Source organism: Mesorhizobium sp. B2-3-13, from assembly GCF_006442195.1.
In the GTDB taxonomy this organism is placed as follows: domain Bacteria; phylum Pseudomonadota; class Alphaproteobacteria; order Rhizobiales; family Rhizobiaceae; genus Mesorhizobium; species Mesorhizobium salmacidum.
On sequence record NZ_VFVQ01000001.1, the window covers coordinates 391,836 to 414,218 of the forward strand.

Consider the following 22,383-nt stretch of genomic DNA (forward strand, 5'->3'; position numbering starts at 1 on the left):
CGGGCCGTTTCGAATAGGGTGCTTGGCTACGATCCGGCGAAAGCCGCGCCATGCGGCCGCAACGGTTACGGACCGGCCATAGTCAGGCAGGCCATATTCAGGGAAGAGCGATCATGAGCGAACACGCGGCAGTCGACCAGGAAGCGTCAAACGCGCGGCGTGGGCGCGGCGCCAGCGGCGGAGCGGCGGCAAGGCGCGCGGCGCGTTCCGGCGGCGGCCCGGGCACACAGCTCACTTACATCAAGCGCAAGATCAACGTTTACGAGGTGCTGAACGAGGAAGGCCTGGCGCTGATCGAGAAGAATACCGACACGGTGCTGGAAGAGATCGGCATTATTTTCCGCGATGACGCGGAAGCGTTGCAGTTGTGGAAAGAGGCCGGCGCCGACGTCAAGGGCGAGCGCGTGCATTTTCCCAAGGGGCTCTGCCGTTCGCTCTTGAAGACCGCGCCATCCGTCTACACCCAGCATGCCCGCAATTCAGAACGCTCGGTGCAGATCGGCGGCAATGCGACCGTGTTCGCGCCGGTCTATGGTCCGCCCTTCGTACGCGATCTCGACGGCGTCAGGCGCTATGCGACGATCGAGGATTTCCAGAATTTCGTGAAGCTCGCCTATATGGCGCCATCGATCCACCATTCGGGCGGCACGGTGTGCGAGCCGGTCGACGTGCCGGTCAACAAGCGCCACCTCGACATGGTCTACGCGCACATCAAATATTCCGACAAGCCGTTCATGGGTTCGGTGACCGCGCCGGAGCGCGCCGAGGACACGGTGGCGATGGCCAAGCTCGTCTTCGGCGACGACTTCGTCGAGAACAACACGGTGCTGACCAGTCTGATCAACGCCAATTCGCCGATGGTGTTCGACGAGACCATGCTTGGCGCCCTGAAGGTCTATTCGCGTCATAACCAGGCCTGCATCGTCACGCCGTTCATCCTGGCCGGCGCGATGAGCCCGGTGACGGTCGCCGGCACGCTGACGCAGGTCCTGGCCGAAGTGCTGGCCGGCGCGTCGTTCACGCAGCTGATCCGGCCGGGCGCCCCGGTGCTGTTCGGCACCTTCGCCTCGTCGATCTCCATGCAGTCGGGCGCGCCGACCTTCGGCACGCCGGAACCATCGCTGGTCTCCTATGGCGCGGCGCAACTCGCACGCCGCCTCGGCTTGCCGTTCCGCACCGGCGGCTCGCTCTGCGCCTCGAAAGTCCCGGACGCGCAGGCAGCCTATGAGAGCGCCAACACGCTGAACTCGACCATTCTCGCCGGCACCAATTTCGTGCTGCATTCGGCTGGCTGGCTCGAAGGTGGCCTGGCGTCCTGCTACGAAAAATTCATGATGGATATCGACCAGCTCGGCATGACCCAAAAATTCTCCGAAGGCGTCGATCTTTCGGAAAACGGCCAGGCGATGGACGCCATCCGCCAGGTCGGCCCGGGCAGCCACTATCTCGGTTGCGACCACACCCAGGCCAATTTCCAGACCGCCTTCTACCGCTCGTCGATCGCCGACAACAACTCCTATGAGCAGTGGCTGGCCGAGGGTCAGAAGACCGCGCCGCAGCGTGCCAACGATCTGGCGCGGCGCTGGCTGGAGTCTTACGAGGCGCCGCACCTTGATGAAGGCATCGACGAAGCCCTGAAGGACTTCATCGCCAAGAAGAAGGGGTCGATGCCCGACGCCTTCACCTGAAAGGAGCCCGAGTCAGGCGGGGCTAAAGTCGCCAACATCATCCACAAGGAAGTCTGGCGGAGCGCCTTCTCCGATCCGGACAAGAAGGGATGATTGCGTGCGCGGCATGATCGGGGAGATCACGGCCGCGCTTGGCGCCAACGGCCTCATCCTGCGTGGCGGCTTTCTTTTTCCCCATCACGACGGTGCCCCTCATGGCGTCTCGGGCGCGCCGGCAAAGTCCGTCCTGCTGGTGGGGCAGGCGGGTGCCGCGCCTTGGCCGCATTTCCTGCGCTGGCGGAAAGAGCAGCCGCAGGCGATCGCCAATCCGCTCGACACCTGGTCGCGGCAGGTGATTGGCGCTGTAGCAGAAAAGTTTGGCGCGCGCGCCGTTTCGCCGTCGGACAAGCCTTACCTGCCGTTCCAGCAATGGGCTGTTCGGGCGGAGGGGCTGAGGCCGTCGCCGCTCGGCATCCTCATGCATCCGCAATATGGGCTGTGGCATGCCTATCGCGGCGCGTTGCTGTTCGAGGAGGAGATAGCGCTTCCGCAGCCTTGCGAAGCGATCCATCTCTGCGAGGCATGTGTCGAGAAACCGTGCCTGAAATCCTGCCCGGTCGATGCCTATTCCACGGAAGGGTTCGCCTACCAGCCCTGCCTGGCGCATGTTCGGGGAGCGAATGGCGGGCCGTGCCGCACTGGCGGTTGCCTTGACCGCAATGCCTGCCCCTATGGCACAAGCTACCGCTATCCGGCAGAGGTTCAGGCCTTCCATATGGCTGCATTCGCTGATCTTTAGCTCGTCACGCGATCCTACGAAATGTTGACTGGCGGATTCAGGCAACCGCCTTGCCGCGGCCGCTTGCGCGGATATGTATCGCCCATCTGATCAACGGAGCAGGCAATGGCGAAGCAGGACCTTCAGATCAAGACCCGTGACGGCGTGGCGAAGGCTGGCCTGTTCCGCTCGACCAAGGTCTCTCCAGCCAAAGCTGGCATCATCCTCTATCAGGACGCTTTCGGTCCACGCCCGGCGCTTGACCAAATGGCGGAACGGCTGGCGGGCGAGGGCTATGCGGTGCTGGTGCCGGACCTCTTCTATCGCAATGCGCCTTACGGTCCGTTCGACGCCAAGACCGCCTTCACCGTGGAAAAGACCAAGACAGCGCTGATGGCGCTGGTCACCGGCACGACGCAGGAGATGACCATCAGCGACAGCGGCGGCTTTCTCGAGGCAATGTCCGCCGAAGGCGTCACCGGGCCGATCGGCACCGTCGGTTATTGCATGGGCGGAGCGCGGGCGCTCAACGCCGCTGCGACGTATCCAGACACGATCAAGGCCGCCGCCAGTTTCCATGGCGGCAATCTCGCCAGCGATGCCGCCGACAGTCCGCACCGCAAGGCGGCCTCCATCAAGGCGCGTGTCTATGTCGGCATGGCCGGTGTCGACCGGAGCTTTCCGCCGGAGCAGTCGACGCGGCTGGAAGAGGCGCTTCGGAACGCTGAAATCGACCACGCGATCGAGAATTATGTCGGCATGGCGCATGGCTGGTGCGTGCCCGACCATAGCGTCTTCAATGCAGCCGGTGCCGAGCGGCATTGGAAGCGATTGACTGACTTGTTCGCAGAAACGTTGGTCTGAGCCTTCGCCACCCTGTTGGCCGCGCGGCACATTGGAGGTATCAGGCGGAATGAGCGCCTCGCCCGGCTAATGCGGCGCGGGGTCATGCGGGAACGATCAGCCTGATGCAATCCTATGATGTCGTGATCATCGGCGCCGGCGCCGCCGGAATGATGTGCGCCGTGGAGGCCGCCAAGCGCGGCCGTTCGGTGCTGATCCTCGATCATGCGGCGGCACCTGGCGAAAAGATCCGCATCTCCGGCGGCGGCCGGTGCAATTTCACCAACATCCATGCGAGCCCGAAGAATTTTATCTCGAGGAATCCGCATTTCTGCATCTCGGCGCTCAGCCGCTATACGCAACGCGACTTCATCGCGCTCGTCGAACGCCACGGCATTGCCTATCACGAGAAGACACTGGGGCAGCTGTTTTGTGACGGCTCCGCGCGCCAGATCATCGACATGATGGTCTCGGAAATGCGGGGCAGGGACGCCGAGCTGGTGTTGTCGACCCGCGTTGAGACGGTCGCCAAAACCGTGCAAGGGTTCGAACTCGCCCTTTCCACCGGCGCGGTCTCTTGCCAGTCCCTAGTCGTGGCCTGTGGCGGCAAGTCGATCCCCAAGATGGGCGCGACGGGCTTCGGCTACGAGGTTGCCGAACGGTTTGGCCTTGCCATCGTCGAAACACGGCCTGCCCTGGTGCCGCTGACCTTCGATGCAAAAACGCTTGAGCGGCTTTCGCCCCTGGCCGGGAACGCCGTCGACGCCGAGATTGCCTGCGGCAAGACGCGGTTTTCCGAAGCAATGCTCTTCACGCATCGCGGCGTCAGTGGGCCATCCATCCTGCAAATCTCCTCCTATTGGCGCGAGGGTGATGAAATCCGCGTCGCCATGCTGCCGGGCACGGATGTGGCTGAGCTCGTCCGCGCCGCCAGGCGTGGCAATGGCCGGCAAGCGGTGCAGACCGTGCTGGCAAATCATTTGCCGAAACGGCTGGCACAGGCGATAGCCGAGCGAACTGGGCTCGACGGCAACCTCGCCGATCTTTCCGAGGCCCAGATCAAAACCGTCGAGGCCGCGGTCAACGACTGGCGCATCAAGCCGGCCGGTTCGGAGGGCTACCGTACGGCCGAAGTGACGCTTGGCGGGGTAGACACCAATGGCCTCGACCAGAAGACGATGCAGGCGAAATCGATACCCGGACTGTTCTTCATCGGTGAAGTCGTCGACGTCACGGGTTGGCTCGGCGGCTATAATTTCCAATGGGCGTGGTCGTCGGGCTGGGCGGCGGGCCAGGCGTGTTGATATCCTGGTGGAGCCGGCCTGCCCTGAATCTCAACCCGCTCCAGGTGCAAAAGTCCCAATTCGAAAAAATCTTTCCATCACCCCAAGGATTAGCCAGTAGCCTTCGTCCAACGGGCAAATGATGGCGATGATGCTGGATGTGAGCGAAGCCTCCGACGCCGAGCTGATCGGGCGGGCGAAGGGCGGAGACAGGGGGGCCTTCGGCAAGTTGCTGGAGCGTCACTACGACTTCGTTTATCGCGCCGCCTATCGCTGGTGCGGCAGGAAGGCGGATGCCGAAGACATCGCCCAGGAAGTCTGTGTCCGGCTCGGCAAGGCGATCCGCGATTATCGCGGCGGCGGCGCGTTCACGACATGGCTCTATACCATGACGATGAACGCCGCGCGCGACATGATGCGCAAGACCGCGCGCGAGACCGTCAAGACCGAGGCCTATGGCGTCCATGCGCTGATTTCGGGCGAGGCCCCGGCCGAGAGCGAAGACCCCGCCGAGGCGCTGTGGGCGGCGGTGCGGCAATTGCCCGACAAGCAGCGCGATGCCGTGATGCTTGTCTATGGCGAAGGTTTGAGCCACGCGGCCGCCGCCGAGGCGATGGCGATCTCGGAGACGACGGTTTCCTGGCACATCCATGAAGCGAAGAAACGGCTGAAGACGTTGATGCGTTCAGCCGGGGAAGTGTGACCATGGTCGACGACAACGAACTCAGAAAGCTGCGCGACACGGCAATACCGGTGCCCGGCGAGAGCGCGAAGGCGCGCGCCTTCGAGGCCGCCCTGCGCGCTTATGACCAGCAGAATATTTCCGCCGTCACCCAAGGATCAGTCGGCGGCCTTCGTCTCACAGAGCGAGCACAAAAGCTCTGGAGCGAGATCATGCAAAAGAAACTCATTGCCACGCCGGCCATCGCCGGGCTCGTCGCCCTGCCGATCGCCGGATACGCCACCTTCCATATGCTGAGGGAACAGCCTTCGCCGTTCGGCGGCGACGAGAAGATCACCGAGACGCTGGCCGACAAGCCAGCGACGCTGAAGCCATTGCCCAAGCAGGCACCGGGAGATCAGGCCGTCAATGAGCCGGCCGTGACCACTGTGCCGGCCAAGGACAAGAAGGCCGACGCGGATCTGGAAAGTCGCGATGCCAGCGATGCCCTCGCGCCGGCCGCACCGCCGAAATCCGAATCGACTGCCGCCGGTGGCGCAGCACAACCGAACGCGCCGGTGAGCCCCACTGTATCATCGAGGCTTGACCTGAAGACTTACAGCGGCAAGGAGATGGAGTCTGGGACTTTGCGAGCCTCCAGGCCGGCGCCTGCACCCACCGGTGAAGTTTCACGGGAGAGTGCCGGTCTCATGCCAACCGCGCCCGATGCCGCGCGGACCAGTCGCGTCCAGGGAGCTGAGTCCAAGCTTGTGGCCCCGCAGCAGCCGGCGGCCATCCCGGCCGACCAGATGCAGCCGCAAGAGGAAAACCGCGACCGTATCGAGGATTTCAAGACCAACCCGGTGCATGCCGCACTCGAGGATCCGGTCTCGACCTTCTCGATCGACGTCGACACGGCCTCCTATTCCTTCGTGCGCGGCTCGCTGAAGCAGGGCTACCTGCCGCAAGCCGATACGGTCCGCGTCGAGGAGATGATCAATTACTTCCCCTATGACTGGAAGGGGCCGGACTCGGCCTCGACGCCGTTCAACTCGACCGTCAGCGTCATGCCGACGCCGTGGAACGCGCACACCAAGCTAATGCATGTCGCAATCAAGGGTTTCGACATCAAGCCGACCGAGCAGCCGAAGGCCAATCTGGTCTTCCTGATCGACGTGTCGGGTTCGATGGACGAACCGGGCAAGCTGCCGCTGCTCAAGTCGGCGTTCCGGCTGCTGGTCAGCAAGCTCAAGGCCGACGACACGATCTCGATCGTCACCTATGCGGGTGACGCAGGCACCGTGTTGATGCCGACAAAGGTTGCCGAGAAGGACAAGATCCTCAATGCCATCGACAATCTGCAGCCCGGTGGCTCGACGGCAGGTGAGGCCGGCATCAAGGAAGCCTACAAGCTTGCCCAGCAGTCCTTCGTCAAGGACGGCGTCAACCGGGTGATGCTTGCCACCGACGGCGACTTCAATGTCGGCCAGACCGATGACGATGATCTCAAGCGGCTGATCGAGAGCGAGCGCAAGACCGGTGTATTCCTGTCGGTTTTCGGCTTCGGTCGCGGCAATCTGAACGATGAAATGATGCAGACCATTGCCCAGAACGGCAACGGCACCGCCGCCTATATCGACACACTGGCCGAAGCCGAGAAGGTGCTGGTCGAGGACGCGTCCTCGACGCTGTTCACCATCGCCAAGGATGTGAAGATCCAGGTCGAGTTCAACCCGGACAAGGTCTCCGAATATCGACTGATCGGCTACGAGACCCGGGCGCTCAACCGTGAGGATTTCAACAATGACCGCGTCGATGCCGGCGATATCGGCTCGGGGCATTCGGTCACCGCGATCTATGAGATCACGCCCAAAGGCGGTGGCGGCGAGCAGATCGATCCGCTGCGCTATGGCCAGGCCACGGTGAACAATGGCGGCGTTGCCAATGCGGGCGAATATGCCTTCGTCAAGATCCGCTACAAGCTGCCGAACGAGGATGTCTCGAAGCTGATCACCACGCCGGTAACCTCGGCCAACGAGGTGTCGTCCTTCGACCAGGCGAGCACCGACCAGCGTTTCTCCGTCGCGGTCGCGGCCTTCGGCCAGAAGCTGCGCGACGAGGATGCGACCGCGAAGTTCGGCTACGACAAGATCATGGAGATTGCCACTGCCGCCCGAGGAGCCGACCCGTTTGGGTACAGGTCCGAGTTCCTTTCGCTTGTGCGCCTTGCCTCGGCGCTGGGCGGCAACCGGTAGTGGCGATGAAGGCCGGTTTCTTTCAGATGATGGGATCATTCTGATAACCGGCCCACGGGCGGGTGAGGCAGGCCGGCGAGGGATACTTTCCCTTGCCGGCCTTTTTTCGGATCTGTTGATATTCAGGTGATGCCGGCCTGCAAACAGTGGCTTCCTGTGCTTCCGGTGCTCACGTACCTAAGTACGCTCCGCTCCGGTTCTCGAAAGTCACTGTTTTCGGCTCGGCCTGACCTGAATCTCAACAGATCCTAGGGCAGCGCGCCGGATCGTTAAATTGCGCTGCATTTCCGGTACCGGATCGCAATTTCCTCTCGTTACGCCGGTTATGTCTAAGGCTTGAGGGAGCCGGAATTGCAAATCAGAACCATCGCCAACTCGACTCCGCCGGCACGGGATGCTTCGGCGGTTTCATCAGCCCCGTCTGCCGAATCCAGACGCATCAGCGATGATGTCGCGCAGGCGCGTCACACCGCCATCTCGGCACTGACCAACGACCGCTTCCGCGCCATGCTGGAGCAGATCACCGATCCCGGTGCATCGGGTGCGCTTGCGACAATGCGCGGCGACAGTATCGTCGATTTCAAGTCGGCGCAGTCGAGCTACGCCGACAACACCGAATAGCCGTTAAGAAATCGCGTCAAGCGCGGCCGCGGCGCCGCTCGCGGCGGGCTTCGCTGGTCTCGGCGGTGTTTGCCGTCGCCACCTTATTGCGCATCGGGCCGATGCGCTCGACGATTTTTTCGACCGTCGGACGATCCGCCCTGGTGTGGGCGTCGAGTGCCTTGCGCATCGCGGCAAGATGCTGAAACGAGGTGCCGCAGCAGCCGCCGATGATCTTGGCGCCGCCATCCACGGCGAGCCGGACATAGTCGGCCATCAATTCCGGCGTGCCGGAATAGTGGATCTCGGTGCCACGGAATTCAGGGATGCCGCAATTGCCCTTGACAATGACGGTCGCCTCCGGCTTCGCCTCGGTCATGTCGAGCAGCGAGGCCAGAATGTCGGAGGCGCCAACGCCGCAATTGGCGCCAACGCCGAGCGGGGCTTGCGACAGGCCATCGGCGACGCCGTGGATATCCTTCGGCAGCAGGCCCATCATGGTGCGGCCGGCGGTGTCGAAGGAGCCGGTATAGGTGTAAGGCATGCCGACGCGGATGGCGGCTTCGGCAGCGGCGCGGATTTCGTCCGGCGCCGACATGGTCTCGATCCAGGCGACCTCGGCGCCACCTTCCTTGAGGCCCTCGATCTGCTCGGCAAAGGCGTCAACCGCCTCGTCATAGGTCATGGCGCCAAGCGGCACCAGCAATTCGCCGGTTGGGCCGACCGAACCGGCGACGATCACCTTGCGGCCGGCCTTGTCGGCAACGGCCCGCGCAATCTCGGCCGCGCGCTTGTTCAGCGCATGGACGCGATCCTGCGCATGGTGCAGCTTCAGCCGGTGGCGGGTGCCGCCGAAGGAGTTGGTCAGGATGATGTCGGCGCCGGCGTCGACAAAATTCTGGTGCAGGCGGGTGATGGTGTCGGGCGCGGTTTCGTTCAGCAGTTCCGGCGCCTCACCGGCCTCCAGACCCATGGCGAATAAATTGGTGCCCGTGGCGCCATCGGCCAGCAGCACACCCTTTTCAGCCAGCAGGGCATCGATCGGATTGGGCATCATCGGATTGGCTTTCATGTCCTGGAATTCGAATAAGGATATAAAGAAGTCTTTATGTCTAGTCAATCAAATTGCGACGTCGGAATGGCAGGCATAGAGGCGGATCTGACGATCCCCCGGTATCCAGCGCGCTCAGACAGTGCCTGCTGCGAACGACATGCCGGCCAGATTGCGTGCGAAAGCGGCCGCTTCGTGCGGGTTGATGTCGGCGGCGCGGATCAGATTGTCGAAGTGTCGGGTCAGGGCCTGGACCGGCTGGGTGGCGTTCAGCACCACATACATGTCGCCGACATAGATGGCGGCGCGGTAGGGGCCGAAGATGGTGAGCGGGATGGAATAGCGCATGCGGCCGTCGTAGAGGAACAGGCGGAAGGTCGGATAGAGGTCGTCGAGCAGCGTCGCCATATGGGCAAGTTGCTGCTGGCGGTCTGCCGCCGGGAAACGGTCCCACACACCGAGGCCGCGGGCGAAAATCTCCAGCGTGTGGCGCGGCATGCAGACTTCCATGTCGGTTTCCGGACGCCGGTTGTATTCGATGCGGTATTGCGTCTCGCTGGCCTGCGCCAGGCGGCTCCTATTGGTGATGTTGGCCTCGTAGTCGACGAGCGCGCGAGTGCGCAGGAGATCGGGAATGCCGGCCGGCACATAACGGATCTTGGTGCCGGCCGCTTCAGCGAACCATTTTGCCAGCAGCGTGCGGTCGAAGCCGTCGGGCGCTTCCTCGATCTCGAGGCTTTCGCGGATTTCGCCGGTCACGCCTTCGTCCTGGCTGAGGCCAAGCAGCCAATCCAGCGACACCTTGAATTCGGCGGCGATGTTGAGCAGCGTTTCAGCGCGCGGCAGGCGCGTCGAGGCGCCCGACATCAGTTGCGACAGCGCCGACCGATCGATGCCGACTGCTGACGCGAAAGCCGACTGGTTGAGGTCGGACCTTGTCAGGAGGAGCTTCAGACGCTCCCGGAAGATCGTCGACAGATCGCGTTTGTCCATACCTTTGCTTCCGTCTGCTGGAGGAAAAATTTGCGCTCGATCCCGGTGAATAGGCGCTTGAGGCGTAAACGAATCTCTAAGTTTGTTCACAATGTGCAACATATGCGGTCAAAAATGCGCAATCTCAACATTTTGTGCACTTTGTCGCGTTGAGTGGAATCACTTCTCCTGACACAATGCTGTCAGGAACCAGTTGGGGTTCCGGCGACTGAGGGACAGTGGTCGATAGCATGACTGGCAAGAGCATTCGGCGAAGTAGCAGACCGGCCATCGAATGGCCGACCGTGGTTCTCGCTTTCTTCTGCTACGGTGTCTGGTTCGTTGCCGGTCTCTTCCTCTGGCCATCCTATCCCATCCTGGCCCTTGTCGTTATGGCCGTTACGCTGGCTCTGCAGTCCTCGATCATGCATGAAGTGCTGCATGGTCACCCGACCCGCAACGCCCTCGTCAACGAAGCCTTCGTCTTCCTGCCGATCGGCCTTGCCTGGCCGTTCCGTCGCTTCAAGACCATTCACCTGCGCCACCATGCGGACGAGCGGCTGACCGATCCGCTGGACGATCCCGAGAGCTACTATAAGGCTCTGTGGCATCACGAAGAATTGCCGCCGCTGATGAAATTCGTGCTGAAGGTCAACAACACGATGGCCGGTCGCCTCGTGCTGGGGCCATGGCTGTCCTGCATCGGCTTCTTCATCGACGACGCCAAGCAGGCGATCGCCGGCGACAAGGCGATCCGCAAGGCCTGGCTGCTGCATGCGATCGGCCTCGTCGTGGTGCTGCCGGTCGTGCAGTTCGGGTTCGGCATGCCGGTTTGGCTCTATGTGCTGGTGCCGGTCTGGCTCGGCCAGTCGCTGATCTCGATCCGCACCTATGCCGAGCATCAGTGGTCGGAGCATCCGGAAGGCCGCACGGTGATTGTCGAGCGCTCGCCGCTGTCGCTCCTGTTCCTCAACAACAATCTGCATTTTGTCCACCACAAGAGCCCGACCATCGCCTGGTACCGGCTGCCGAAACTGTTCCGTGACCGGCGCGAGGATTGGCTGCGGATGAACAATGGCTATGCCTACCCGAACTATTTCGCGCTGCTCAGATCCTATGCCTTCAAGGCCAAGGAGCCGATCGTGCATCCGGTTCTGCGGCGCGCGCCCGAGCCGGGCAGGGCGTTCAAGCCGCGCGTCAGGGCGCGCAGCATCAGTGGGCTTGGCAGCGCGCCGGTTCCCGCCGAACCGCCCAAGGAATAGTATCCGCGCGTAGAGTGGATACTGTGTCGGCCAATTCTGATTGGGCGCCGCGTTTTTGCGATCCTTTATCCCGGCATGGTGGTTTGATATCGGCATGAGCGAATTGATTGCGGCGTTGCCGATGTATGACTGGCCGGAGGCGCGTAACGAGGTCGACGCCCAATGGGCGGTGTTGCGCGATGCCTTCCGGCGGAAGGGTATCGATGCGCCGCAAAGCATTGTGCGCCGCAATGGCGACCTGCCGGTCGTGCCGGGTGGTATCCATGAGGCTCAGGGGGGCCTGATTGCTCCGGATCCGGCGACGCTGCCGCCGGATGAACTCGATTCCCATAAGCTCTGGCTGCATCCGGCACTGTTGTTCGCGCAGGCCTGCTGGGGGCCGATGGAACTCGGCCTGTCCCGGCATGTGCAGGTGGTTGGCCAGCCAAGTTATGACGCCTATGAGGGCGGACAGGGCGAACTCTATTCGAGCGCGCTGGTTATGCGGGCAGGCGAGGGACCGGAGGTTCGGTCGCCCGCCGACGGCAAGGCCTTGCTGCCGCTCGATCTCATCCGAGACAGGCGCTTTACCTTCAACAGCCTCGATTCCATGTCGGGCATCATCGCGCTGACGCGCGACCTTGAAGCGGCCGGCGAAAACCTGGACATATTTTCATCGAGCGGCGAAAGCGGCGGCCATCGCGACTCGATCGTGGCGGTCGCCGAAGGCAGAGCGGATATCGCGGCGATCGACTGCGAAAGCTGGGCGCTGGCGCAGCGTTTCGAGCCGGCGGCGCGCAAGGTCGTGATCGTCGGCTGGACGGCACGACGCAAAGGCCTGCCTTACATCACCGCCAGGACGACGCCGGAAAAGACCCTGCACTCGATGCGCGAAGCGCTTGCTGGACTAGCCGAGCAGCCTCGCATCCAACGGGTAGGTTGAAAGCTTCTCGTTGCCGGTCTCGGTGATCAGGATCTGCTCCTCGATCTTGACGCCTTCGCGGCCGCCCAGCCGGCCGATATAGCTTTCCACGCACAGCACCATGCCTGGTTCAAGCACGCCATCGGGCGTGTCTGGCGTCCAGTCACTGGCATGCGGCAAGGTTGGATATTCGTCGGCCAATCCAACGCCGTGGTAGAGCACGCCGTAGCGGGTCGGGAAGCAGTCTCCCGGCGGGATGGCTGAGCGTTCGACAAGGTCGCGGAACGAGACGCCGGGCTGCATCAACGCGATGTTGTGTTCGATCTGATCGGCTGCGATGCGGAACAGGTCGCGTTGTTCGTTGGTCGGCTTTGTATCGCCGCACAGCCAGGTGCGCGAGAGATCGGCGCAGAAGCCGTAGGGGCCGATCAGGTCGGTGTCGAAGGCGACCAGGTCGCCCGTCTCGATGTTCCGCGACGAACATTCCTGGAACCACGGATTGGTGCGCGGTCCCGACGTCAGCAGCCGCGTTTCGATCCATTCGCCGCCGCGCGCGATGTTGCCGCGATGGAGTTCGGCCCACAATTCGTTTTCGGAGATACCGGGCTTGAGCGCATGTTCCATCTCGCCCATGGCCGCCTCGCAAGCGACGATTGCGCGGCGCATGGCGAGGATTTCGTCCGGCGATTTTAACAAGCGGGCGTTCTCCATCACCGCTTCGCCATTGCCGATTGAAACACCAAGGCGCGCCAGTTCCTCGACGCCTTCCGGGTTGATGTGGTCGACGGCGATGCGGCTGTTGCCGCCGCCGTGCTCCCTGATCAGATCGGCGATACCGGTGGCCCAACGGCGGACTTTTTGCTCGGTCAGTTCGCCGCTGTAGAGATACATCCACGACACCGCCGGCCGCACTTCGTCGACGATGCCGGAATGGTCTGACAGGTGCTCGCAGGAAAAGTAGTCGAACAGCACCACCGGCCCGTCGGTGGCGACGAAGCAATGCCGCGTCGGGTTGTGCGCGACCCAGAGCTGCATATTGGTAGAATCGGCCGCGTAGCGGATGTTGACGGGATCATAGAGCAAGGCGCCGGCGTAGCTGCGGCGCTTCAGCTCGGCACGGATGCGCTCGAGCCGGTATTTTCGCATCGCCGGCAGGTCGGGCGCGGCAATACCTGCCGCCGCCCATTCCGCTTCAGCTTGTGCACCATAGCCCAGCACATGCTGGTTGAGCGCCGCCGCCTTCTCCCGGGAGGCTTCGCGCAACGCTTCGATCGAGCCTGATACAAACGGCATGATCTTGCGGTGGCGGCCGAAGCTTCCCTTTAGCGCCCCGCTATCCATGACGAAACCTCAGGTTCGCATCTTCTCGCCGCTGGGGTCGAAAGGCGCTTCGACATTGATGCGGGCCGGGCGGCGGGACCCAAGAATCTCGATCTCGAACAATCCGGCACTTTCATCCTCGGCGAGGGCTGCCGGCACATAGCCTTGCGCCATCGACTTCTGGACGTAATGCGCATAGCCGCCCGACGTCACCCAGCCGACCACGCGCCAGTCGCCATCGACGATGCCGCGCACGGCGGACGCGCCTTCGGCGGCCTTTGAACCGCGTATTTCCTGGCCTGATGTGTCGAAGCGCGGCGCACCGTAGCCATGTGGCTTTTCCACCGTGCCATAATCCTTGCTGACCTTGGCCCAGATCGGCTCGTCGCCCATTACGTCGGCGTCCGCTGCATCGACGATGAAAGAGACGCGGCGCAGTTTTGGCCCTTCCGCCTGTTCCTTGGCGGCCGCTTCACGGCCGATGAAGCCGTTCTTCTCGAGCTTGATGAAGCGGTCCATCGAGCCTTCGAACGGCCCGTAGATCGGCCGCAACTCGCGGAACCAGGTCGGGAAGTTCTTTTCCAGACGCATCGACAGCAAGGCGCGCATGCCAAAATCGACGACGCCGAATTCTTCGCCGGCATCCTTGATTGCTTTATAGACGAGGCGCTCATAGGCCGGCGCCATCCAGATCTCATAGCCGAGGTCGCCGGTGTAGGTGATGCGGTTGACTAGGCAGGGTGCGCCGCCGACCGCCATGTCGCGGAAATCCATGAAGCGGAAGGCCTTGGTCGAAATGTCGACATCGACCAGTTTCTGCAAGAGGTCGCGGGATTTCGGACCGGCGATCGACAGGCCGACCAGTGTCTGGTCGAAACGGTGGATGCGCACCGATCCGTCTTTGGGCAGGTGTTTTTCGAACCAGCGCATGTGGTACTTCTGCGCCGCCGACGAACCCCAGATCATGAAGCGGTCCGCGCCGGCCTTGGCGATGGTGAAGTCGCCGATCAGCTTGCCGAACTCGTTGATCATCGGCGTCAGCACGATGCGACCGGTCTTCGGCATGCGGTTGGTCATCAGCCAGTTGAGGAACTCTTCCGCACCCGGTCCCGACACTTCGTATTTGGCGAAGTTGGCGATCTCGGTGACGCCGACGCGCTCGCGCGTGGCGCGCACTTCCTCGCCGATTGGCCCAAAATCGTTGGATCGGTGGAAGGAGACGACGTCTTTCGGCTCCTTGCCCTTGGGCGCGAACCAGAGCGGGGTTTCGAGGCCCCACGAGTCACCCATGACGGCGTTGTTGGCGACCATGGTGTCGTAGAGCGGCGTCGTCTGCGCCGGGCGAGCGGCCGGCAGTTCTTCGTTGGGGAAGCGGATCGAGAAGCGGCGCGAATAGTTTTCGCGCACCTTGGCGTTGGTATAGCGCAGGCCGGCCCATTCGCCGAAGCGGGCGACATCCATGCCCCAGACGTCGAAGCCCGGGTCGCCGTGGACCATCCAGTTGGACAGAGCGAGACCAACGCCGCCGCCCTGGCTGAAACCGGCCATCACGGCGCAGGCACACCAGAAATTGGTCAGTCCCTGAACCGGGCCGACCAGCGGGTTGCCGTCGAGCGCGAAGGTGAAGGGGCCGTTGATGATCTGCTTGATGCCGGCCTTTTCGATGCCGGGGAAATGCTTGAAGCCGATTTCCAGCGACGGCGCGATGCGGTCGAGATCGGGCGGCAGCAGTTCATGGCCGAAGTCCCACGGCGTGTTGACCGGCGACCATGGCTTGCAAGCCTTTTCATAGGTGCCGAGCAGGATGCCGTTGCGCTCCTGGCGGGTGTAGATCTCGCCCTTGAAGTCGAGCACGCCGATCATTTCGCGGCCGGTCGACTTGTTGAATTCCTCAACCTCCGGCATCGGTTCGGTAAGCAGATACATGTGCTCCATGGCCAGCACCGGCAGCTCGACGCCGACCATGCGGCCGATCTCGCGCGCCCACAGGCCGCCGCAGTTGACGACATGCTCGGCGTGAACCGTGCCCTGTTCGGTGACGACATTCCAGGTGCCGTCCGGCTGCTGCGTCAGGTCGACCACGCGGTTGCGCAGCACGATTTCGGCGCCGAGTTTTTTCGCCGCCTTGGAATAGGCGATGGTGGTGCCGGAGGGGTCGAGGTGGCCTTCAACCGGATCCCACATGGCGCCGACGAAATTGGTCTCGTCCATCAGCGGGAACATCGCCTTGGCTTCGGACGGCGTGATCAGTTCGGTGTCCATGCCGAGATAGCGGCCCTTGGCGTGGGCCAGCCGCAGGAAGTCCATGCGCTCGGGCGTATCGGCCAACATCACGCCGCCTGTCAGGTGCAGCGAGCAGGATTGGCCCGAGATCTCCTCGATCTCCTTGTAGAGTTGCACCGTATAGGCCTGCAGCTTGGCGACGTTCGGATCGCCGTTCAGTGTATGGAAGCCGCCCGCCGCGTGCCAGGATGAGCCCGAGGTGAGCTCCGAGCGCTCGATCAGCATGATGTCGGTCCAGCCGGCCTTGGCAAGATGATAGAGCACCGAGCAGCCGACGACGCCGCCGCCGATGACGACCGCTTTTACATGGGATTTCATGAAGATAGATCCGTTTTTGAAGAGATTGAATCGAATGAATGGGGCGTGAAAACAAAGTTCAGGTCGGATTCAGCAATGTTTTCGGAGAGCCTGCCATCAAGCGCGGCTAGGATGGTCTTACAGACGGAAGTACGATGTTTCAGGACATCGTGGCTCCAGACACGCAGGATCGAATAGCCCTGCGCGCGCAGAAAATCGTCGCGGCGGCGCCCATAGGGACTGTCGGCGTGCTGGGATCCATCGACCTCGATGACGAGCCGATTTTCGCCGCATGCGAAGTTTGGGTAGAAGGGGCCGATGGAGAGCTGACGGGTAAAGCGATGACCGCCAAGCTTGCGCGCTTTCAGTTCAAGCCAAAGCAATGCCTCTGCTTGGTTGCCCGCTTGGCGGAGCTTTCGCGCTCGCTGCGTTGTGCCAGCTTTGCGGCGGCTGCGCGTTCGGGGAGCGCCTTCCCCCACTCCGTCGCTGCTTCGCAGCGCCACCTCTCCCCCCTCAGGAGGGAGAGGAAGGGCGCCAGACGGCCTAAGCTCGCGCCTTTCCTCTCCCCCGTCGATCGGGGAAGAGGTGGCGAGCGAAGCTCGACGGAGTGGGGGTCGACTGTTCATCAATACAGATCAAAAATCGGTCGGCGCGCCGCCTTCGGCCGTGCGTTTCTGGACGAAGGCGTTGAGTTCTTCGCGGATGGCGGGATCCATGTAGGGCTCGTCATAGGACGCCAGCCGCTCCTTCCAGACCTTGTTGGCCTTTTCCAGCGCCGTCGGCGAGCCGGCTTCCGCCCAGGTTTCGAAATTGCGCCAGTCCGAGAGGATCGGCGAATAGAAGGCGGTCTTGTAGCGGTCCTGCGTGTGCTGGGTGCCGAAGAAGTGCCCGCCGGGGCCGACCGACTGGATGGCATCGAAGCCGAGCGCCTCTTCGGAGAGGTCGAGCGGGGTCAGGAATTCGGCCACCATCTGCAAGAGGTCGATATCCAGAATGGTCTTCTCGTAGGAGCAGCGCAGGCCGCCCTCGAGCCAGCCGGCGGCATGCATCATCAGATTGCCGCCACCCTGGATGGCGCCCCACAGCGAGAACACGCTTTCATAGGCGGCCTGCGCGTCGACCGTGTTGGCGGCGCAGGTGTTGGAGGTGCGGTAGGGAATGTTGTAGCGGCGGGCAAGCTGGCCACCGACCAGCTGCGCCTTCATGTATTCGGGCGTGCCGAAGGCCGGCGAACCGGACTTCATGTCGACATTGGAGGTGAAGCCGCCGTAGCCGACCGGCGCGCCCTTCCTGACCATCTGGGCGAAGGCAATGCCGGACAGTGCTTCGGCATTCTGCTGCACCAGCGCGCCGGCGATGGTGACAGGAGCCATCGCCCCCGACAGGGTGAAGGGCGTGACGATGACGACCTGGCCCTTGCTCGACATCTGGATGATGCCTTCCATCATCGGCACGTCGAGCTTGAGCGGCGAATTGGTGTTGATGATGGTGAAGACGGATGGCTCCGTGAGCAACTGCTCATGGCTGATGCCGCGCGCGATGCGGGTGATCTCGATGCCGTCGACATTGCGCTCCTTGCCGAGCGAATAGATGTGGAACACCTTGTCGGTCAGCGTGGCGAGGTCGCGGATGCATTCGAGGTGGCGCACCGAAGGGTGGATGTCGGTCGGTTCGACCGGATAGCCGCCCGTGCAATTCAGGATGTTGTGCATCTGGGCCAGCCGCAGGAAATTGCGATAATCCTGCTGGTTGCCCGGCCGGCGGCCACGATCGATGTCGGAGCAATTGGGCGCCGACGCCATCATCGAGATGATCAGATTGTCGCCGCCAAAGTGCACATTGTGGGCAGGGTTGCGGGCGTGGATGGTGAATTCGGACGGGCAGTTCGACACCAGCTCCAGGATCATGTCGCTGTCGAAGCGCACGCGCTCCGAGCCCTCGCGCACATCGGCGCCATGCGCCTTCATGATGCTGCGGGCTTCGTCGTGCAGAACGTCGACACCGATTTCGCGCAACACCCGCAAGGAAGCGAGGTGGATCGATTCCAGCTCGTCCTCGGAAACCAGCTTGGTCGGCGTCAGCGGATTTTTCAGCTGGCGGAAAGCCGGTTGCTCGAACGCGGCCGAGCCACCGGCGCGCTTTCCGGCGCGACCGCCCCGGCGGGCACGGTCGGGCGCCAAAGCCGGCTCTGAGGGTTGTAGGGCGGCGGTCATGATGGTCCTCGTAGGATGCGATAATGGGCGGCATAATGGACCGGCGCCCGCCCGGCCATTGCGGAGGCGGCGACCACTAGGGCGAGGGAAGCGACATGCCGGAACGGCAGTTGCGTGGACGCGACATCCGCCTTGATCATCCACCCGTTGGCGCAAGCGGATCTTGCTTGCCGGCCCTTTCTTTCCGCCGATCGAACCCGTAGCTAGTGGGGCCTGTCGGCAGGGAGGTTAGCCGGCACGTCACATGGAATGGCAGCATGGTCGCAACCGGCTCGAGCGAAGGCGAAGCGGGAAAAGCGATCGGACGACTGGGATTGCCGACCGTGATCGTCGCCCTCGACGCTTTGCTGGTCGCCTTCGCTGTCTATAGATCGGCCAGCCGCAGAGGCTCCTGGCAGGGTTTGGCTGGAGCCGGGCGTCGGTTCGGGCCGCGGGGCTTACCCGGGCCTGACCGAACCGCTAAGTCTGCAACCACGACAGCATTATGGATCATGGACTTGGTGGACACGAGAAGCGACGAGACGACGCAGTGGGCGGCGATCACCGGTGTGATCGCGACCGTGTCCGTGTTCGCCATCGCGCAGGGCCTGTCCTACCCGCTGTTGAGCTTCATCCTGCAGCGCCAGGGTGTCTCGCCGGCGATGATCGGCCTGTCGGCGGCAATGACGCCTGTCGGCTTCATCCTGTCATCGCCACTGATACCTGGCCTGGCAAGGCGGTTCGGGGCAGGGCGCACGGCACTCACCTGTGCCGCACTCTCGGCTGTCGTGCTGGCGCTGATCGGCTGGACGCAGAACGTCTATCTCTGGTTTCCGCTGCGCTTCCTGATCGGCGTAGTGACCAACCCACTCTATGTGCTCAGTGAGATCTGGGTGATCGCGCTCGCACCGCCGGCCCGGCGCGGCCGCATCATGGGTCTCTATTCGACGATCATTTCCGCTGGCTTCGCGACCGGCCCGCTTTGCCTGCTTGCCGTCGGCACGGAAGGCTGGCCGCCGTTCCTTGTCGGCATTGGCGCCTTCGTGCTCTGCGGCTTCTGCCTGGCATCGGTTCTGCCGCGGCTGCCCAGGGTGGACGAGGCAGAGCATCAGGTTTCGGTGATGGGTTTCATGCCTCTCGCCTGGCTGCTTCTGTCGGCGGTGGTCGTGGCCGCCGGCTTCGAGCAGGCGGTGCTGGCGCTGCTGCCTGTCTATGGCACGTATCATGGCATCGCGGAGGCTCGCATGTCCGCGCTGCTGTCGGTCATGATTGCCGGCAACATTGCCATGCAGGTGCCGCTTGGCCTGCTGGCCGAGCGGCTGACGGCCCGCCTGGTGCGCTTCATCTGCGTCTCGCTGACTGTGTTCGGTTGTGCGCTGCTGCCGGTTCTGATCGAAACCCCGCTGGTCTGGCCCTGTGTGTTCGTCTGGGGCGCGGTGTCCTACGGCATCTACACGATGTCGATCATCGAGCTTGGCGAGCGCTTTACCGGCTCGGCGCTGGTTGCCGGCAATGCGGCATTCTCCCTGATGTGGGGCGTCGGCGGCATTCTGGTTCCGCCGCTTACCGGCGGCGTGATGGATGTGTTTGGCGCGGTCGGCCTGCCGGTCACGCTTGGTGCGATCTGCGCTACGCTGGCCTTGGCGACGATCATCCGCCGGCGGGTGCTGTGAAGCAATGTGATGCGGACCGCAAAAGACCATATCGCATCTTGAATGTCAGCGCCGCCAACGCGATGTAGGCAAGGCCGCCCAGAATCCCCCGGAGACCTGCATGACCTTTTCGACGACCAAAGCCCAGCCCTCTCAGAAGGCCGGCGATCCCTTCCTCTGGCTGGAAGACAGGACCAGCAAACAGTCGCTCGACTGGGTGCATAGCCAGAACGAGGTCACGGTGGCGGAATTGCAGGGCGATCCATCCTACCAGGTTTTGTTCCAGACGGCACTCGACCTGATGACGGCCGAGGACAATATCGCGGTTGGCGCGGCAATCGCGGGCCATGTCTACAATTTCTGGCAGGACAAGAACAATGCGCTCGGCCTGTGGCGGCGCACGACGATCGCTTCCTACAAAACCGACAAGCCCGACTGGGAGACGATCATCGACTTCGATCAACTGGCGGCGAAGGAGGGGATAAAGTGGGTGTTCGGCGGCGCTGTCAGGCTTTACCCCGATTTCAATCGCTGCCTGGTCTCGATGTCGCCCGATGGCGGTGACGCCAGCGCGATGCGCGAGTTCGACATCGCGGCCAAGTACTTCGTCGAAGGCGGTTTTCAGGCGCCGGCCTCGAAATCGGGCTTCGGCTGGCTGGACGAGGATACGGTGATCGTCTCGGCCGCATTCGAAGAGGCCGACAAGACCGAGTCCGGATATCCGCGTATGGTCAAGCTCTGGAAGCGCGGCACGAGGTTGGAAGAGGCGACGCCGATCTTCGAGGGAAAGACCGAGGATCTTGCCGTTGGCGCCGGGGTCGAGTTCGATGGCGAGAAGCGTCACCTGTTTCTGGCGCGGACACTCAACTTCTTCGCGTCGCACAGTTTCCTGCGCCTCCCTTCGGGAGAGAACCGCCGCATCCCCCTGCCCGACGACGTCACCGACACCGCGCTCTTTAGGGACCAACTGGTGTTTGGAGTGCGGACGCCATGGACGGCGCCGGACGGCACCGCATGCCAGCCGGACGGGCTTTATTCGATCGATTTCGCGTATTGGATCGAAACCGGCAGTTTTGGTACGATCGAGACGTTGCTGGCGCCGGCATATCGCGTCTCGATCGCCGGTATCAGCCGCACGCAGGACCGCCTGTTCATCAACCTGATGGACAATGTGCGTGGCAAGGTTCTCGTTTGCGAGCGTAGGGACGACGCCTGGTCGCTGAAACCTGTCGCGCTGCCCGAAAACGGCACTGTCGGCATCAGCCATGCCGAGCATTTCGGCTCCACCGTCTCCTTCTCCTTCACCGATTTCCTGACGCCGAGTTCGATCATCTGGTCCGATGACGATGGCGAGACGCTCGCCACCGTGAAGTCGCAGCCGGCGCGCTTCGATGCCTCGCCGCTTGTCTCGGAGCAGTTCGAGGCGCGCTCGAAAGATGGCACGATGATCCCTTACTTCGTCGTCAGGCGGCGCGACCAGAATGGGCCGGTGCCGACGCTGCTCTACGGCTATGGCGGTTTCGAAGTGCCGCTGTTGCCCGGCTATGCCGGCGTGCGCGGCAGGCTGTGGCTGGAGAAAGGCAATGCCTATGTGCAGGCCTGTATTCGCGGCGGTGGCGAGTTCGGCCCGGCCTGGCACCAGGCTGCGCTGAAAGGCAAGCGCCGGACCGGCTTCGACGACTTTGCCGCGGTGGCTGAGGATGTCGTCAGGCGTGGCATCGCAACGCCTGCGTCGCTTGGCATTCAGGGCGGCTCCAACGGCGGCCTGCTGACGGGCGCCTCCCTGACGCAGCATCCCGAGCTTTTCGGCGCAGTCATCATCGATGTGCCGCTACTCGACATGCTGCGCTACACCGAACTGCCGCCGGGCGCTTCGTGGATGGCCGAATATGGCGATCCGTCAAAGCCTGAAGACGCCAAATGGCTTTCCGCCTATTCACCCTACCAGCATGTCAAGGCGGATGCCGCTTATCCCCCGGTGCTGCTGACCACCTCGACCGCGGACGACCGGGTCCATCCGGGCCACGCGCGCAAGATGGCGGCCCGCCTGCAGGAAGCCGGACACGGCAAGACGCTGTTCTTCGAGGAGACCGAAGGCGGTCATGGCGGGCGCGGCGACCGACGGCCGCAGGCGGCGCAGACGGCGATGAAGTATGTGTTCCTGCAGCGGGCGCTGAGCGGCGAAGCCTGACATCATGCCATGGCGCCACTTGAGCAAAGGGTGGTTCACCTCGACCGCCCTTTGCTCTAAGGTGCCTTCATGGCTCTCGCTAGATTATCAGCTCGCGCATTCCGGGTCGCGGTGACGCCATCGTCACGCACGCTGCGCGCCGAGCTTTTGCGGCTGTGCGCCCGTATTGGTTATT

Annotated in this window: 17 protein-coding genes; 11 read left to right on the forward strand and 6 right to left on the reverse strand. The window is 63.0% G+C overall.

Annotated features, from left to right (window positions below; all coding sequences use genetic code 11):
* Positions 1-113: 113 nt before the first annotated feature.
* The 7 genes from FJ941_RS01860 (at position 114) to FJ941_RS28895 (ending at position 8,108) form a co-directional block, all read left to right on the forward strand.
* Positions 114-1,688: a trimethylamine methyltransferase family protein gene (locus FJ941_RS01860; protein ID WP_140502641.1), complete on the forward strand. Its 1,575-nt coding sequence runs from the start codon at positions 114-116 to the stop codon at positions 1,686-1,688.
* A gap of 97 nt (positions 1,689-1,785) precedes the next feature.
* Positions 1,786-2,466 (forward strand): 4Fe-4S dicluster domain-containing protein, encoded by a 681-nt coding sequence (locus tag FJ941_RS01865; RefSeq protein WP_181169689.1) that lies wholly within the window; start codon positions 1,786-1,788, stop codon positions 2,464-2,466.
* 105 nt (positions 2,467-2,571) lie between these two features.
* On the forward strand, positions 2,572-3,309 hold the full coding sequence (locus FJ941_RS01870) for a dienelactone hydrolase family protein (protein WP_140502642.1): 738 nt from the start codon (positions 2,572-2,574) through the stop codon (positions 3,307-3,309).
* A 104-nt stretch (positions 3,310-3,413) separates the two neighbouring features.
* A complete protein-coding gene (locus tag FJ941_RS01875) occupies positions 3,414-4,592 on the forward strand; it encodes an NAD(P)/FAD-dependent oxidoreductase (RefSeq protein WP_140502643.1) in 1,179 nt (392 codons plus the stop codon).
* A gap of 121 nt (positions 4,593-4,713) precedes the next feature.
* Complete coding sequence (locus FJ941_RS01880) at positions 4,714-5,274, forward strand: RNA polymerase sigma factor (protein ID WP_140502645.1); 561 nt, start codon at positions 4,714-4,716, stop codon at positions 5,272-5,274.
* Positions 5,275-5,276: 2 nt separating this feature from the next.
* A complete protein-coding gene (locus FJ941_RS01885) occupies positions 5,277-7,487 on the forward strand; it encodes a VWA domain-containing protein (protein WP_140502646.1) in 2,211 nt (736 codons plus the stop codon).
* Between the two features lie 351 nt (positions 7,488-7,838).
* Entirely contained in the window at positions 7,839-8,108 is a 270-nt protein-coding gene (locus FJ941_RS28895) for a hypothetical protein (protein ID WP_181169690.1), read from the forward strand.
* Positions 8,109-8,124: 16 nt separating this feature from the next.
* Here FJ941_RS28895 and bmt read toward each other — a convergent pair whose 3' ends face one another.
* Together bmt and FJ941_RS01900 are read right to left on the reverse strand one after the other, a co-directional pair.
* Positions 8,125-9,141: a betaine--homocysteine S-methyltransferase gene (gene bmt, locus FJ941_RS01895; RefSeq protein WP_181166096.1), complete on the reverse strand. Its 1,017-nt coding sequence runs from the start codon at positions 9,139-9,141 to the stop codon at positions 8,125-8,127.
* 132 nt (positions 9,142-9,273) lie between these two features.
* Positions 9,274-10,131, reverse strand: coding sequence for a helix-turn-helix transcriptional regulator (locus FJ941_RS01900; RefSeq protein WP_140502648.1), 858 nt, complete (start codon positions 10,129-10,131; stop codon positions 9,274-9,276).
* Between the two features lie 230 nt (positions 10,132-10,361).
* Between FJ941_RS01900 and FJ941_RS01905 the strand changes: the two genes are divergently transcribed.
* Complete coding sequence (locus FJ941_RS01905) at positions 10,362-11,372, forward strand: fatty acid desaturase (RefSeq protein WP_181166749.1); 1,011 nt, start codon at positions 10,362-10,364, stop codon at positions 11,370-11,372.
* Positions 11,373-11,466: 94 nt separating this feature from the next.
* On the forward strand, positions 11,467-12,294 hold the full coding sequence (locus tag FJ941_RS01910; protein ID WP_140502651.1) for a PhnD/SsuA/transferrin family substrate-binding protein: 828 nt from the start codon (positions 11,467-11,469) through the stop codon (positions 12,292-12,294).
* On the opposite strand, the gene FJ941_RS01915 is transcribed toward FJ941_RS01910, so the two are convergent.
* The 4 genes from FJ941_RS01915 to FJ941_RS01930 form a co-directional block, all read right to left on the reverse strand.
* Positions 12,259-13,614, reverse strand: a complete 1,356-nt coding sequence (locus FJ941_RS01915; RefSeq protein WP_140502652.1) for a Xaa-Pro peptidase family protein — start codon at positions 13,612-13,614, stop codon at positions 12,259-12,261. The two genes, FJ941_RS01910 and FJ941_RS01915, sit on opposite strands and share 36 nt — an antisense overlap.
* A gap of 9 nt (positions 13,615-13,623) precedes the next feature.
* The gene (locus tag FJ941_RS01920; protein ID WP_140502653.1) at positions 13,624-16,194 is read right to left on the reverse strand and encodes an FAD-dependent oxidoreductase; all 2,571 of its coding nucleotides are present in this window, start codon (positions 16,192-16,194) and stop codon (positions 13,624-13,626) included.
* The gene (locus tag FJ941_RS01925; RefSeq protein WP_140502655.1) at positions 16,191-16,676 is read right to left on the reverse strand and encodes a DUF559 domain-containing protein; all 486 of its coding nucleotides are present in this window, start codon (positions 16,674-16,676) and stop codon (positions 16,191-16,193) included. Before FJ941_RS01925 ends, FJ941_RS01920 begins: the two co-directional genes overlap by 4 nt.
* Before the next feature lie 132 nt (positions 16,677-16,808).
* Entirely contained in the window at positions 16,809-18,386 is a 1,578-nt protein-coding gene (locus FJ941_RS01930; RefSeq protein WP_140502656.1) for a trimethylamine methyltransferase family protein, read from the reverse strand.
* A 491-nt stretch (positions 18,387-18,877) separates the two neighbouring features.
* Between FJ941_RS01930 and FJ941_RS01935 the strand changes: the two genes are divergently transcribed.
* Together FJ941_RS01935 and FJ941_RS01940 are read left to right on the forward strand one after the other, a co-directional pair.
* Positions 18,878-20,038, forward strand: a complete 1,161-nt coding sequence (locus FJ941_RS01935) for an MFS transporter (protein WP_140502788.1) — start codon at positions 18,878-18,880, stop codon at positions 20,036-20,038.
* Positions 20,039-20,138: 100 nt separating this feature from the next.
* Positions 20,139-22,208 carry a prolyl oligopeptidase family protein gene (locus FJ941_RS01940; RefSeq protein WP_140502657.1) on the forward strand — a complete coding sequence of 690 codons (2,070 nt, stop codon included), beginning with the start codon at positions 20,139-20,141 and terminating at the stop codon, positions 22,206-22,208.
* The last annotated feature ends 175 nt before the right edge of the window (positions 22,209-22,383 follow it).